At 52.4% G+C, this 12904-nt stretch carries 15 protein-coding genes and 4 pseudogenes; 6 read left to right on the forward strand and 13 right to left on the reverse strand.

Going from position 1 to position 12904, the window contains the following annotated elements; genetic code table 11:
• Positions 1 to 17: 17 nt before the first annotated feature.
• Complete coding sequence (locus tag HBN68_RS18000; protein WP_094994714.1) at positions 18 to 482, reverse strand: TlpA disulfide reductase family protein; 465 nt, start codon at positions 480 to 482, stop codon at positions 18 to 20.
• A gap of 125 nt (positions 483 to 607) precedes the next feature.
• On the opposite strand from HBN68_RS18000, the gene arsC reads away from it, so the two are divergent.
• From arsC to HBN68_RS18015, 3 genes are read left to right on the forward strand one after another with little or no spacing between them, the layout of a single operon-like run.
• Positions 608 to 961, forward strand: coding sequence for an arsenate reductase (glutaredoxin) (gene arsC, locus HBN68_RS18005; protein WP_094994713.1), 354 nt, complete (start codon positions 608 to 610; stop codon positions 959 to 961).
• Positions 958 to 1563 carry an NAD(P)H:quinone oxidoreductase gene (gene wrbA / locus HBN68_RS18010; protein WP_169965557.1) on the forward strand — a complete coding sequence of 202 codons (606 nt, stop codon included), beginning with the start codon at positions 958 to 960 and terminating at the stop codon, positions 1561 to 1563. Before arsC ends, wrbA begins: the two co-directional genes overlap by 4 nt.
• Positions 1556 to 1963, forward strand: a complete 408-nt coding sequence (locus HBN68_RS18015) for a DUF2069 domain-containing protein (protein ID WP_094994711.1) — start codon at positions 1556 to 1558, stop codon at positions 1961 to 1963. The genes wrbA and HBN68_RS18015 overlap by 8 nt, the downstream gene beginning before the upstream one ends.
• 33 nt (positions 1964 to 1996) lie before the next feature.
• Here the strand turns inward: HBN68_RS18015 and HBN68_RS18020 are convergent, their stop codons facing one another.
• Positions 1997 to 2668 (reverse strand): DNA-3-methyladenine glycosylase I, encoded by a 672-nt coding sequence (locus HBN68_RS18020; protein ID WP_094994710.1) that lies wholly within the window; start codon positions 2666 to 2668, stop codon positions 1997 to 1999.
• Positions 2669 to 2723: 55 nt separating this feature from the next.
• The gene (gene ttcA, locus HBN68_RS18025; RefSeq protein ID WP_094994709.1) at positions 2724 to 3548 is read right to left on the reverse strand and encodes a tRNA 2-thiocytidine(32) synthetase TtcA; all 825 of its coding nucleotides are present in this window, start codon (positions 3546 to 3548) and stop codon (positions 2724 to 2726) included.
• A 273-nt stretch (positions 3549 to 3821) separates the two neighbouring features.
• On the opposite strand from ttcA, the gene HBN68_RS18030 reads away from it, so the two are divergent.
• Positions 3822 to 4424 carry a Yip1 family protein gene (locus HBN68_RS18030; protein WP_094994708.1) on the forward strand — a complete coding sequence of 201 codons (603 nt, stop codon included), beginning with the start codon at positions 3822 to 3824 and terminating at the stop codon, positions 4422 to 4424.
• 131 nt (positions 4425 to 4555) lie between these two features.
• Entirely contained in the window at positions 4556 to 5050 is a 495-nt protein-coding gene (locus HBN68_RS18035) for a SprT family zinc-dependent metalloprotease (protein WP_094994707.1), read from the forward strand.
• Between the two features lie 349 nt (positions 5051 to 5399).
• Here the strand turns inward: HBN68_RS18035 and HBN68_RS22300 are convergent.
• The 8 genes and pseudogenes from HBN68_RS22300 to HBN68_RS18070 form a co-directional block, all read right to left on the reverse strand.
• Positions 5400 to 5885, reverse strand: a pseudogene (locus HBN68_RS22300) (RHS repeat protein); the annotation flags it as partial.
• A gap of 27 nt (positions 5886 to 5912) precedes the next feature.
• Positions 5913 to 6725: pseudogene (locus HBN68_RS18045) on the reverse strand (IS5 family transposase).
• A 310-nt stretch (positions 6726 to 7035) separates the two neighbouring features.
• Positions 7036 to 7230 (reverse strand): hypothetical protein, encoded by a 195-nt coding sequence (locus tag HBN68_RS18050; RefSeq protein ID WP_169965559.1) that lies wholly within the window; start codon positions 7228 to 7230, stop codon positions 7036 to 7038.
• Position 7231: 1 nt separating this feature from the next.
• Positions 7232 to 7525, reverse strand: a complete 294-nt coding sequence (locus tag HBN68_RS18055) for a toxin C-terminal domain-containing protein (protein WP_262373568.1) — start codon at positions 7523 to 7525, stop codon at positions 7232 to 7234.
• A pseudogene (locus tag HBN68_RS22305) lies at positions 7523 to 7774 on the reverse strand (RHS repeat-associated core domain-containing protein); the annotation flags it as partial. The pseudogene HBN68_RS22305 and the gene HBN68_RS18055, both read right to left, overlap by 3 nt.
• A gap of 358 nt (positions 7775 to 8132) precedes the next feature.
• Entirely contained in the window at positions 8133 to 8474 is a 342-nt protein-coding gene (locus tag HBN68_RS18060; RefSeq protein ID WP_169965561.1) for a hypothetical protein, read from the reverse strand.
• A gap of 743 nt (positions 8475 to 9217) precedes the next feature.
• Positions 9218 to 9538, reverse strand: coding sequence for an RHS repeat-associated core domain-containing protein (locus HBN68_RS18065; RefSeq protein ID WP_169965563.1), 321 nt, complete (start codon positions 9536 to 9538; stop codon positions 9218 to 9220).
• Between the two features lie 120 nt (positions 9539 to 9658).
• Positions 9659 to 10249 (reverse strand): DUF1963 domain-containing protein, encoded by a 591-nt coding sequence (locus tag HBN68_RS18070; protein WP_169965565.1) that lies wholly within the window; start codon positions 10247 to 10249, stop codon positions 9659 to 9661.
• Positions 10250 to 10439: 190 nt separating this feature from the next.
• On the opposite strand from HBN68_RS18070, the pseudogene HBN68_RS18075 reads away from it, so the two are divergent.
• A pseudogene (locus tag HBN68_RS18075) lies at positions 10440 to 11410 on the forward strand (IS5 family transposase).
• Between the two features lie 485 nt (positions 11411 to 11895).
• Here the strand turns inward: HBN68_RS18075 and HBN68_RS18080 are convergent.
• The gene (locus HBN68_RS18080; protein ID WP_169965567.1) at positions 11896 to 12402 is read right to left on the reverse strand and encodes a DUF4265 domain-containing protein; all 507 of its coding nucleotides are present in this window, start codon (positions 12400 to 12402) and stop codon (positions 11896 to 11898) included.
• 11 nt (positions 12403 to 12413) lie between these two features.
• A partial coding sequence (locus tag HBN68_RS18085) for an RHS repeat-associated core domain-containing protein (protein WP_170000659.1) occupies positions 12414 to 12904 on the reverse strand: 491 nt, incomplete at its 5' end.

Here is a 12904-nt window from a genome sequence, read left to right on the forward strand (position 1 = left end):
GGCGGCGGCTACCGTGCTTAATGCCCGCGCAGTTCCTTGATCTTGGCCATCACCCCTGCGGCGGTCTGTTCACCCATCAACTGCGCCTGCACTTTGCCCTTCTCATCGAGAATGTAGGTCACCGGCAGCGCTTCACTGCGCGGCAAGTCAAAGACCTCAGCCGGGTCCTGAGCCAGCACCGTGAAGGTAATCCCCAACGCGGTGGCTGCATCGCTCAGCTCCTTGCCTTGCAAACCATCGAAATTCACCCCGAACACCCCCACGGACTGCCCTTGCAGCTGTTTTTCCAGCGCATTGAGTTCCGGGATCTCGACCCGGCACGGCCCGCACCATTCGGCCCAGTAGTTGATGACCTTCCACTGCTTGTCGAGGCGCTCGGACGCCACTTTTTCGCCGTGTTGGTCCACCCCGTAATCATTGCCGCAACCCGCCAGCATTAACGTGGCAGTGATGGCAGCGAGCGCGATGAGTCGCTTAAACATGCGTTGATCCTTCTCGATAAGACACACAAATAACCGGGGGACGGCGGCCAATTACCGCACAAGGTTCAGGCGCGGCCGTCAGGCGGGTAGAATAGCCGCCACCTTACCCAAGATGCGACCCGCACATGACCGATCTGACGCTTTATCACAACCCGCGCTGCTCGAAATCCCGCGGTGCGCTCGAACTCCTTGAAGCCCGCGGCCTGACGCCAACCGTGGTGCGTTACCTCGAAACACCACCCACCGCTGATGAATTGACCGACCTGCTGGCCAAGCTGAAGATCAGCGCCCGCCAGCTGTTGCGCACCGGCGAAGATGAATACAAAACCCTTAACCTGGCCGACAACAGCCTCAGCGACGCGCAGCTGATCGACGCCATGGCCGCTCACCCCAAATTGATCGAACGCCCGATTCTGGTGGCGGGCGACCGCGCAATCATCGGTCGACCGCCTGAAAACGTACTGGAGATCTTGCCATGAGCACGCCTTATATTCTGGTTCTGTATTACAGCCGCAACGGGTCTACCCATGACATGGCCCGGCATATCGCACGCGCAATTGAACAGGGCGGCATGGAAGCGCGCTTGCGCACGGTGCCTGCCATTTCCACCGAGTGCGAAGCCGTTGCCCCGACGATTCCGGCAGAAGGCGCGATGTACGCCAGCCTCGATGACCTCAAGCACTGTTCAGGATTGGCACTGGGCAGCCCGACCCGTTTCGGCAACATGGCTGCGCCCCTGAAGTACTTTCTCGATGGCACCAGCAATTTGTGGCTAACCGGCGCACTGGTGGGCAAACCCGCTGGCGTGTTCACCTCCACCGCCAGCCTGCATGGCGGTCAGGAAACCACCCTGCTGTCCATGCTGCTGCCGCTGATGCACCACGGCATGTTGATCACCGGCCTGCCTTATAGCGAGTCAGCGTTGTTGCAGACCACTGCGGGCGGCACGCCCTACGGGCCAAGCCACCACGCCGGCGCCGATGGCAAACGCGGGCTGGATGAACACGAAATCGCCCTTTGCCGCGCCCTCGGTCAGCGTCTGGCCAGCATCGCGTTGAAACTGGAGACCCCCCGTGGCTAAAAAGCCCAAAGTGTTGCCGTCCATCGAATGGCTACAACCTCGGGTGCGCTTGATGCGCGTCTTGAGCCTGGTGTGTTTCTTTGGCTTTATCGGCTTGCTGTGCGTGTATTACCTGATGTTCGCCGACTTGCACGGCGCACGCCCATGGGTGATTTTGCTGATCGAATTGGTGCCGCTGATGTTCCTGGTGCCGGGCATGCTGATCGGCAATCCGCGCGGCCATTCCTTCACGTGTTATGTAATCAACCTGTACCTGATCAAAGGCGCCCTGGCGGCGTTCGATCCCAATCGGCAAGTGTTCGGCCTGCTGGAGATCGCCGGGAGTGTGGCGGTGTTTGTCAGCGCGATGCTGTTTGTGCGCTGGCGCCATCAGCTGGATCGACGGCTGGCTGGGGAATAGCCGTCCGCCTTGCGCCGCACCGGCGAGCTCAGGTCAATGATTGACGGTCAGTGCCAGCATCTGTGACAGCTGGCACATCGGCCGCCCGCTCTCGGCGTGCCACTGGTTGAACGCATTTTGCACAATCGCCAGATCCCGCAGGCTGGTGGGCGCCTTGTCCACCAGCTTCTGCGCATTCAATGCAGCCACGACATCATCGCTGGGCACGAACGTGTCTTTACCGACCATGCGCAAAAACCGAGGCGCCGACAGACCGCCCAACTGATGCCCGTGTTTGGCCAGATACTTCCACAGCCCGACAATGTCAGTCACCGGCCATTGAGCGATGAATGCGCCAAAGCTGCCGTGTTCGTGAGCGATGTCGAGCACCATCTGTGCATTGCGCGGCACGCTTTTAAGCTTGCCCAAATGGCGAATGATCCGCGCATCCTGCATCAGTCGCTCCAGGTGTTCTGCGCCCATCAGCACTACTTTTTCCGGATCGAAACCAAAAAACACCTCTTCGAACACGGGCCACTTCGCGTCGACCACGCTGTGCTTGAGCCCGGCACGAAAGACCCGCAGGGCCAGGGTCGAGAGATAACGGTCGTCGGGAATCGCCCGCAATTGCGCGGCCGTTCGCGGCACCGGCAACCGGGCTTCGAGCGCGGCTGCCGAACCAAAGCGGTTCAAACAATATTCGTGCAGCCATTTGTAGTCGCGCATGCCCTCTCCTCTTGGCAAATAGGGTGTCACTTCGGGATCAGAGCCCTGTTCAGGCCTAGAGGTTCAGCAAATTGACGAAGCGCGGCGTGGCCGTTTCGTCGATTTTCAGGCTGGCGAAGTCAAACAGACTGCGGTCGGCCAACTGGGACGGGATCACATTCTGCAAGCTGCGGAAGATGCTCTCGGTGCGGCCCGGCGTCTTGCGGTCCCATTCCTGAAGCATGTCCTTGACCACTTGACGTTGCAGGTTTTCCTGCGAGCCGCACAGGTTGCACGGGATGATCGGGAACTGCTGCAAATCGGAGTACGCCTGGATGTCTTTCTCGTTGCAGTACGCCAGCGGACGGATCACCACATTACGGCCGTCGTCGGACAGCAGCTTGGGTGGCATCGCCTTGAGGGTGCCGTTGAAGAACATATTGAGGAAGAACGTCTCGACGATGTCGTCGCGGTGATGCCCCAATGCCATCTTGGTCGCACCGATTTCATCGGCAAACGTATAGAGCGTGCCGCGACGCAAGCGCGAGCACAGCGAACACGTGGTCTTGCCTTCCGGAATCAGTTCCTTGACCACCGAGTACGTGTCTTTTTCAACGATGTGGTATTCCACGCCCAACGTCTTGAGGTAGGCCGGTAATACATCTTCCGGGAAGCCCGGCTGTTTCTGGTCCATGTTCACGGCAACGATTTCGAAGCTGATCGGCGCCACTTTCTGCAAGTGCAACAGCACGTCGAGCAAGGTGTAGCTGTCTTTGCCGCCCGACAGACAGACCATCACCTTGTCACCGTCTTCAATCATGTTGAAGTCGGCGACAGCCTCACCGGTCAATCGGCGCAGGCGTTTCTGGAGTTTAATTTGAGAGACCGAAAGAGTGCCCATAGCGCTTCAATTCCGCGAGTTAAGACAAAAAGGCGGCGATTTTACCCTTAAAGCGCCCGCGCACGAACCCCCTCTGTCCGCCCATAAGACGTGACCGCAATTACGCGCCGGACTGACAGCACAATATGCTCTAAGGCCCTGGCTTCATGAGCCGGAAGGTTTCCTATACTGCGACTTAAGGCCGCAAGCCCTGCTTGAAACTCAAAGTGTCTGGCTGCGCGACCGGTACGCGTCCCACTGGGGGCGATGCGTTTCATTACAGGAGCGACAGCCATGATCCATCACGTTGTGGGCCTCTTTACCCACCCCGATCAAGAGTGGCGGCAAATCCGCAGTGATGCCGAAGAAAGCATCAGCCACATGTACCTCACCCATACCCTGATCCTGGCCGCGATCCCGGCCATCTCGGCGTTTATCGGCACCACCCAGGTCGGGTGGGTCATCGGCAACCGGGCCCCGGTGATGCTCACCATTGACAGCGCGCTGTGGATGACAGTCATGTCTTACTTGTCGATGCTGGTGGGGGTCGGCGTAATGGGCGCATTCATTCACTGGATGGCGCGCACCTACGATGCCCAACCCAGCCTGGCGCGGTGTGTCGCCTTCGCCACGTACACCGCCACACCGTTGTTTATCGGCGGGCTGGCGGCGCTGTATCCGCACATGTGGCTGGGTATGGTCGTGGGCACGGCTGCGATTTGCTACACCGTGTATTTGCTGTATGTCGGCCTGCCCACCTTCATGAACATCGACCCTGATGAAGGCTTTTTGTTTTCGAGTTCGGTGCTGGCGGTCGGTCTGGTGGTGCTGGTAGCGATCATGGCATTTACCGTGATCGTTTGGGGGTTGGGCGTCGGCCCGGTCTACACCAACTGACAAGCGCATCCTGTAGCCGCGTCCTGTGCCCGCGGCTACAGGATGTACAGCCGGGCGAACCGCTCGGCACTTTGACCCTTCGCCTGCTTCAGGCTTGCGGCATAATCGCGGGCTCTGGAGAACCGAACCGCATGCCCGAGTTGCTCAATACCCGCGTTGAAGACTGTTTCAAACAAGCCGAAGCGTTTTTCAAACGACCTTTCAAGCGCCCCGTGGTCAGCTTCAAGCTGCGCGGCCAAAAGGCGGGCGTGGCGCATCTGCATGAAAACCTGCTGCGCTTCAATCCACAGCTGTACCGCGAAAACAGCGACGATTTCCTCAAGCAAACCGTGGCCCACGAGGTCGCGCACCTGATCGCCCATCAACTGTTTGGCGACCGCATAGCGGCCCATGGCGAAGAGTGGCAATTGATCATGCGCGGGGTGTACGAATTGCCGCCCAACCGCTGCCATACGTATGACATCAAACGCCGCAGCGTCACCCGTTATATCTATCGTTGCCCCTGCCCGGACAGCGACTTCCCTTTTACCGCCCAACGCCACGGGCTGGTCAACAAAGGCCGACGGTACCTGTGCCGTAACTGCCGCAACACACTGGTCTTCACGGGCCAGACCCGGATCGAATAAACGGGTATAAAAATTTGGGGGAGGTTCACCGACGCATATCCGAACATTGGATAACCCAAGCAGTTAACCAGGGCTGGAGCGTTGTTCTTTGACTTCCCCCCCACGCGCTGTACTGCGCCCTCCAGGCGATTTGGCCGGTGTGGTCGGTCAGTTCTTGTGGCGTGCCCAAGTGGTCGCACTGGTACCACGCCAGTACGTCTATCGGCAGCGCTTGCGGGGTGTGGGTCCACAGCGGGTCTTTATCGATGTCGTAGGCGCCGGTGTAACTCGGCTGGGCCAGCAGGCGCATCGGTTGGTGACGCAGGGCCTGGTCCAGCGGGCGTTGGTGCTGTTGGTTTTTTTCATCCAGCAGGTTGCTGGCCGGGTCGTGGAACCATTGCAGGCGGCTGTCGGCGTTGGTGGCCATGGCCAGGTTGCCGTCGTAGGCGAACCGTTCGGTTTGGGTGGTGCTGCCCAGGCGTGCGGTGCGTTCGATGAGGCGGCCTATGGGGTCGAACTCGACGTGGGTGGTGCGCTGGCCGTCGACGGTGCTGGCCAGGCGGCCGGTGTTTGGGTCGTACTCGTACAGGGTGCTGCGACCGTCAAACCCGGTCTCTTTGAGTAAACGGCCTACCGGGTCGTAATCGAATGTCGCCTGCTGCCGGTTTTCGTTTTCCAGCGCGAGCAGTTGCCCGAGGCGGTCCCAGCGATAGCGCAAGGTCTGTTCGGCAGCGTCGATACGCTCGTCGATCAAACCGGCGGCGGTGTAGCTCCAGGTGGTGCAGCGGTTGAGGCCATCGGTATGGGCCAGCAGTCGGCCTTGGGCGTCGCGGTTGAAACGATCTTCGGTGTTGTTCGTGAAGAAGGGGGCGGATTTCTTTTTCTAGGTTCTGTACGAAAAGTAATGTCGTAAACATCGCATGGCGCAGGCCAGCGAGACCATCGCCGCATAACTTTTCGCGAGTTTGTCGAAGCGCGTAACGATGCGGCGATTCTCCTTCAGCCAGCCAAACATACACTCGATGATGTTGCGCTGTCGGTACTTGGGCCGATCAAACAGTCTTGGTAATCCCGGTTTGGGTTTGCGCTTCATGCTGCGTAAAAGAATCACCGGTTGCATCCGATACCGACGCAGCGCTTCGGCGTCATAGCCTTTGTCCGCCAGTAGCCATCGACAGCGTTTGCGAGGGCGACCGCGCAAGCCGGGTATGTACGCCTCATCGAGCAACGGCTGAGCGTAAGCAATGTCACTGGCCTATCCGCCCGATAATAGGAACTTCAGCGGGACACCGTTGGCATCGCACAGCATATAGATTTTGGTTGTCAGGCCGCCCCGGCTGCGCCCGAGCGCGTGATCTTGCGGTTCTTCAGGCCCCCTTTTTTCCCAGCACCAGATGAGGCCCGGGTTGCTCGTACTGCGGTGGAGTCAATCATCCAGGTCTCCAGATCAATTAACCCTTGCTCGTTGAGTTTGATGTGAAGCCGCTTGAGCATCTGGTCAAGCGCTGATAAACCCTCGACCCTGGGCCAAAGTGCTCAGGCATATCGCGCCAGGCAGCGCCAGAACAGAGCACCCAGAGGACGCCGTTGAGCATCAAACGATCATCTGCTCGTGGGCGCCCACTGCGGCGGGTTCATAGAAGATGTCTGCAACCAAATCCCAGGCGGCGTCGGGGAGTTCGTATCGTTTGGCCATCGTGGGCTCCTGCCTTTGATGGTCGCGGACTTTACTGAATCTCGGCGCCTGCGGAATTCAAATTGGTTTCGGCTGATTTCGTACAGAGCCTAAGAGGGTCTCTTGTTTATGATGTCATCGGGTGACGCCACTGATTTCCAAGACGAAAAATAAATCTGTCCCCGTTTCTTCATAAAGATTCACCCACTGGAATAGCTGAATGGTCGTTTTGATTATAGCGCTCCAAGCTAATTGTATTGATATCAAGTCATTAATTTTATTGAAGCTTGGAGTAAAGCCTGCAAAAGTTGCAGGCATATCCCAAAGATGATTATGTTTCACTATTGACTAGTAAGCAGACTCCATTTGTTTTTTTTACAAGACTAATAGGTCTGTGAGTGCTTCCGCCATCAATTGATATTTCAACTAAGAGTTCTTGGTTTTCAAATGATTTTAGCTCGTCAATTAGCTGGCTAATTGTTTTTCCTTTGATTGTCCATTCAGGATTTTCTGTGTATTTAATCATCTTAGTCTCCAATACGCTTCAGGTCGATATTGTAAGTGCCAGAACGAGTTTCTCTACTCCCAAGTGCCTTGACAGAGTCAGCCATTTTCCATGCCCCTCCATTATGTCCGTCAAGATCCCTTGCAATATAGTCTTTGCCTCTTTTGAAAACAGCTTGGCCTCCATGTACGGATTCGTTGATTTTCTTGAAGTCTAAAATTTCTGCAGCCTGTTTAGCCTCTTTAGTTGTTTTGTAAATAGGTTCTGGCGTTAAACGGGTTTTGTCTTTAGCAATGCCACACTTACAACTTGTCAACCCCTGCGGATCAACCCACCCCGTTGGATTCGGCGCATACACATACAGGTTCAACCCACCCGCATAGCTGATCGGGTCTTTGCTGACAAACCGTCCGACCCGTGGATCATAGTACCTATACCGATTGTAGTGCAGCCCTGTTTCGTGGTCGTGGTACTGGCCCTGAAACCTGATCGGGTTGGTCAGGCCTTGGCGTTGCGCCCAGTCCGAGCATTGTTCTTTTACTTCTCCCCATGCTTTGTACTGCGCGCAAAGGTTATCACCATATAATCGCGGGCTATCACTTCATCCAATTTTATTTTCACTAACGGTATTAACCTCCAACTAATCACACCACCTTAAACTGCTTTACACCACATGACATCCTAAGCGCATTATAAGAAAAATTAATAAATCAGTGCTGCCTTTGAAAAAATCAAGATTGTCCTGCATAAAAGGCGGGAAACTAGAGCTGGTTAGCATAAGATATTGATGCATGATTGACTTGCTCACTGGCAAATGCAAAATATTATATTATATTATAAGTTGAAATTTTTATTTGTTTTATCTTGATTAAAGTGCTCAATCATAATATTTATAGCGCTATCTACATCTGCACCCATAAAGCTTAAATAAGCCATGATAAATCATCACCGAGACTCAAGACGCTATTTTCTTTGGCAGGAAGTAAAAAAATAGCAAGCCTGGCCATTAGGACGCTTTCATCTTGGAACTCCCTGATCGCATTCTGTGAATCAATTTTCTCCCACCAAGCAAGAATCTCCGCCTCGTACTTCTCTGAAGGTATTTTATTGCTGATATACGATCCAGCCAATTCCAAGGGGTCATGATCACAATCCGCAAATCTAATGTTCACATAATAAAGCACCTTAATCACGTAAGTAAGATACAGGCGGATCGCATCACGATTATTTTTCGGCCATTTAATAGAAGCAATTGTAAAACTCATTCTCCAACTCCAAAATTCTTCAGTACGTCGCGACACGATGGGCACGCAGCCTTAGGGAAATCCTGAAAAAGACTTCCTGATTTGGCAAAATCTCCGGACACCAATCGCCGAGCTTTTCAATGAAGCAAATGACCTTCGCCGATGCCGAGTACGCTGGTAAGCGCAAGCAGACCCATAATGTCGGTCCTGATTCAACTGCCGGTGAAACGTGGTCATCTGCGCTGAATCCTTTGGTGTGAGAGCCAGGATTCTACTGGTGACTGGCTCTCTGGCTCTCGTTTCAAGCGTTGCACTTACTCTATGAATTCAAGGGGGCAAACTCGCAGATTGTAAATTTAAAACTTACAATCTGCAAAATCACCATACCTTACTGAGTTTCTAATAATGTAAAAAGTAAAGATGGCCTACCTTCACTCTCGTAGTAATCAGCAGTCATAGTCAGATCAGTTTCTTTACCGTTTGCCCATAGTTGGCTAGAAATTCTCATTGAATTCGGTTCGGCATTCGTTTCATAAATATCAAAGGGAACTCTATTGGTCCTATCTGGGACAAACGCAACTTCATAAGAAGGTAGAGTCAAATCTGCGATCACCTCACCTGATCTCTTCAACTCCTCAGTAATTTCTTCGTAAATAGCAGGCGTTACTCCAAAAGTATTAAGCTTGTCTAGCGATCCTTTTTTTTATCTCCTTTAGAAGAGCATCTGTCATTCGATAGGCCTCTTTTATATTAATTTTTTTCATCTATCTTCCCCTCCGTTTTGGGATATTGGTAATTGATGTTGCGGAAGCGCCAATACCTGAAAAGTATGAGTCTGCCTTCATGATGGTGCATCTAGCCTCCTCAGGACTCAGGCCAGCCCTCCTAATTGCCTTGTAAGCAATTCGACGCTCAGATACTAAACTCCTCCCCCCCCCCGCATAGCTGATCGGATCCTTACTGACAAACCGTCCGCCCCGTGAATCACAGTACCTATACCGATTGTAGTACAGCCCCGTTTCGTGATCATGGTACTGGCCCTGAAACCTGATCGTTGACTTGGAAACGCTCGCTATAACTGCCACGAAAAATCAATTTCAGGAGTTTTTCTGGTAGCTGGATTTATATTTTTTCATACTGAGCACAACAAACTCTCTGAAACAATGGAATATTTAAGAGCATTACTTGGTTCATTGTAAAAATTATTAAGACGTTTGAATTACTAGCTTGCCAGCCATAAGATTCTCGCAATTTATATTGCTTTTTAGTAGTAAAAAGCCACTACCTCCTATAAAGATGCTTTTGTGGCTCGGGGCCGCTTTATTGAGGCGCGAATTATTTATTTGCAGGATATATTTCAAATCTCCGTGTACCTCTTCGTCCTGAATCCACGAAGGAATACCTGATATTTTCGCAATGCCATTTTCATCACTATCTTCACCAGGGTTTTTGAAAGCACTAATCCATCGCACAGGAAGTATAGGATCACCGTACCCATCCACGGGCTCTCCAGAGGGCACATAGGCTATTATCCTGCCACCCTCTGTCATCGCCTTTTCGATATATGAATCCGATTTTTTTGAATATGGCGTAAAAACAGAAACAACAAGGTTCCGACCTAAATTTACTGGTGTATATTTGTTAATGAAAGCTGCAGGGAAAGTTGCTAAATGTAGTAGCGGGTTACCTGTCGAATCGACTGGCCAAACAATAGATTTAGGAAGGTGTGGGCTGCCTCCAAGATAAGGAGAATTACTATCAGGAGCATTCTCAAGAAAAACAAGCTCATTAAACATCGTTATACTCCGTTAATTGCATAAGCATGGGCAAGTTGCCAAGAATCCTTCAGCTCGCTTACGTAACTCTCGAGCACGTGACGCGGGAATGCCAGATGTTCTTAATGCACCTTGCCAGACGTCCATATGACGTTTTGAAGGTAAGCCATTCGGCCCGAATTGAAACTGATCCGAGCCGCCCATGAGCTAGATGAGCTTTTCCGACTTTGAGTACGCCGGTAAGCGCAAGCAAACCCGGCGCGAGCGCTTCCTTGCCGAGATGGATCAGGTCGTGCCCTGGGTAGGCCTGCTCGGCCTGATCGAACCGTTCTACCCCAAGGCCGGTGGCGGTAGAAACCTTACCCGCTGGAAACCATGCTGCGCATTCATCTGTTGCAGAACTGGTTCTCCCAGAGTGATCCGGCCATGGAAGAGGCGCTCTACGAAATCACACCCATGTGTCAATTCGCGCGTCTGACACTGAGCGCGCCGATCCCGGAAGACACCGCGATCATGAACTTCAGTCACTTGCTGGAGAAGCATCAGCTGGCGTCTGCAATCCTCACGGTCATCAACGGTTATTTGCAGGAAAAAGGCCTGTCGCTGCGCCAGGGCACCATTCTCGACGCCACCATTATTTATGCCCCAAGCTCGACCAAGAACAAAGACGGCGAGCGCGATCCCGAGATGCATCAGACAAAGAAAGGTAACCAGTATTTCTTTTGTATAAAGGCGCACATCGGCGCTGACGTTGAGTCAGGACTGGTTCATCACGTCCATGGCACCGCCGCCAACATGGCCGATGTCATCCAAGTCGCCGAACTGCTCCACGGGGAAGAAAACACGGTCTATGCGGACGCTGGCTACACCGGTGTCGAGAAGCGTGAAGAGCACGAACATAGTAATGTGATCTGGCAAATCGCGGCTCGGCGCAGCACGTATTCCAAGCTGAACAAACGCAGCCTGCTGTATAAAGTCAAGCGCAAGATCGAGTACCGCAAAGCGCAGACACGTGCCAAGGTTGAGCATCCGTTTCGGGTTATCAAACGCCAGTTTGGTTACGTAAAAGTACGCTTTCGTGGGCTGATGAAAAACACCGCTCAGTTGACCACGTTGTTTGCGCTGTCGAACTTGTGGATGGCTCGAAAACGACTGATGGGTATGAGCGAGTTGCGCGCCTAACACGGAAAACCGGGCGAAGAACGCTCTCGACGGACGCTGCATCAGGCCCTTTTCAAAAAGTAGCGCTACGTACAGAGCAAATTACGACTTTCCGCCGCTACGCGGCTAGTTGATCGGAGGATCCCTAGAGATCGTGCAAGGTTAACGAGATACAATCGTCATCTATCGTTTAATCCAAGTTGTTTTTTAAAGAGCGATTCTTCATTTCAACTAGTTACGACATCCTAATCAGGCTGCTGGCAATCAATGCGGTAAGACAAATGGTCTCCATGTCGCATAATACGGCTAAGTATCCTCGGTAGATGGGTAAAATCCCCTTGCACAACGGACAGCTGACGTCATTACCAACTCCCGTAATCCGCTTGCCGTAGAGATAGGTCCGGGAAAAAGTTTAAGAACGACGCCGCCACGGGTGGTTGGGCCTCCGAGGCTGATGATGAATTCCATTCGTTGCAGCATTTGATTTCGAAAACTAGCTCACTACATTAGTGTAATGCGTTGCCTAATGAGGCGAGTGACAAGGATGCACTGATTCTTGGTGGATCAATTTTCTTGTGTTGTAAACATGCATCTTCGTAAGCAATTTTCTCCCCATCAGAAATAGATGAAAGATAGCTGTCAATTTCTAAAAAATCGCATTTCGCAGGAATATCAACAGAAAAAAGCGAGATGCCTTTTGTTGTTGAGCATATGCATCCTAATGCTTCAAGTTTTTTTATGATATTTTTTTTGATGACATCGTTTTCAGCAAAAACCCTGAGTGTAGAATGGCCTCCTTGGCGAACTATTTTCAAAGCTACTTTGGCTCCATTTTTTTCAGCGGTCAAAATGCAGTCGCCCTTACTGACGCCATAAATATAGTATGGTGAATTGTCAATTTCGTATACGTCTGGTTCTTTAGATATACCCCACAGCGATTCTGCTGAGACGGGTGGGTAGTTGTCTTCGTCTGGTGTGAGTTCGAAAATTATTTTGTGATAATGTTCAGACATTATTTAAGCTCTTATGGTAGGGAGTACGGTAGTCTATTTAAAATCTTATAGTTTGGCTTCAAGGAGTCAGATAAATTCCTGTTGCATCGACGACAAAGAATTTGGGTATTTTTTTCATTGTTATCGCCTCCTAAAGAGTCTGGGTGAATATGATCAAATTGCCGCTCGTTTGAAGGAGGAGTTACACCGCGTTGACTTTTTTGGCCTGGTACCACCGAGGTGAGACATTTCTCACAAGTTTCAACTCCGAATACCTCCTGATTCTCCAAGGCAACTTTTGTTTTAACTGATTTAGGAATTCTCGCCAACCCCAACGGATCAACCCATTCCACCGGATTCGGCGCATACGCATACAGGTTCAACCCACCCGCATAGCTGATCGGGTCTTTGCTGATAAACCGTCCGGCCCGTGGATCATAGTACCTATACCGATTGTAGTGCAGCCCTGTTTCGTGATCGTGGTACTGGCCCTGAAAACGAATCGGATTCTTTAGCCCTTGGC

Origin of the sequence: Pseudomonas sp. WS 5078, assembly GCF_012985745.1 — a bacterium.
Classification (GTDB): domain Bacteria; phylum Pseudomonadota; class Gammaproteobacteria; order Pseudomonadales; family Pseudomonadaceae; genus Aquipseudomonas; species Aquipseudomonas lundensis_A.

Excerpts from the sequence above, each read along its gene's own strand:
- HBN68_RS18000 (WP_094994714.1), bottom strand. The coding sequence starts at position 482 with ATGTTTAAGCGACTCATCGCGCTCGCTGCCATCACTGCCACGTTAATG.
- arsC (WP_094994713.1), top strand. The coding sequence starts at position 608 with ATGACCGATCTGACGCTTTATCACAACCCGCGCTGCTCGAAATCCCGC.
- wrbA (WP_169965557.1), top strand. The coding sequence starts at position 958 with ATGAGCACGCCTTATATTCTGGTTCTGTATTACAGCCGCAACGGGTCT.
- HBN68_RS18020 (WP_094994710.1), bottom strand. The coding sequence starts at position 2,668 with ATGCGCGACTACAAATGGCTGCACGAATATTGTTTGAACCGCTTTGGT.
- ttcA (WP_094994709.1), bottom strand. The coding sequence starts at position 3,548 with ATGGGCACTCTTTCGGTCTCTCAAATTAAACTCCAGAAACGCCTGCGC.
- HBN68_RS18030 (WP_094994708.1), top strand. The coding sequence starts at position 3,822 with ATGATCCATCACGTTGTGGGCCTCTTTACCCACCCCGATCAAGAGTGG.
- HBN68_RS18035 (WP_094994707.1), top strand. The coding sequence starts at position 4,556 with ATGCCCGAGTTGCTCAATACCCGCGTTGAAGACTGTTTCAAACAAGCC.
- HBN68_RS18050 (WP_169965559.1), bottom strand. The coding sequence starts at position 7,230 with ATGATTAAATACACAGAAAATCCTGAATGGACAATCAAAGGAAAAACA.
- HBN68_RS18060 (WP_169965561.1), bottom strand. The coding sequence starts at position 8,474 with ATGAGTTTTACAATTGCTTCTATTAAATGGCCGAAAAATAATCGTGAT.
- HBN68_RS18070 (WP_169965565.1), bottom strand. The coding sequence starts at position 10,249 with ATGTTTAATGAGCTTGTTTTTCTTGAGAATGCTCCTGATAGTAATTCT.
- HBN68_RS18080 (WP_169965567.1), bottom strand. The coding sequence starts at position 12,402 with ATGTCTGAACATTATCACAAAATAATTTTCGAACTCACACCAGACGAA.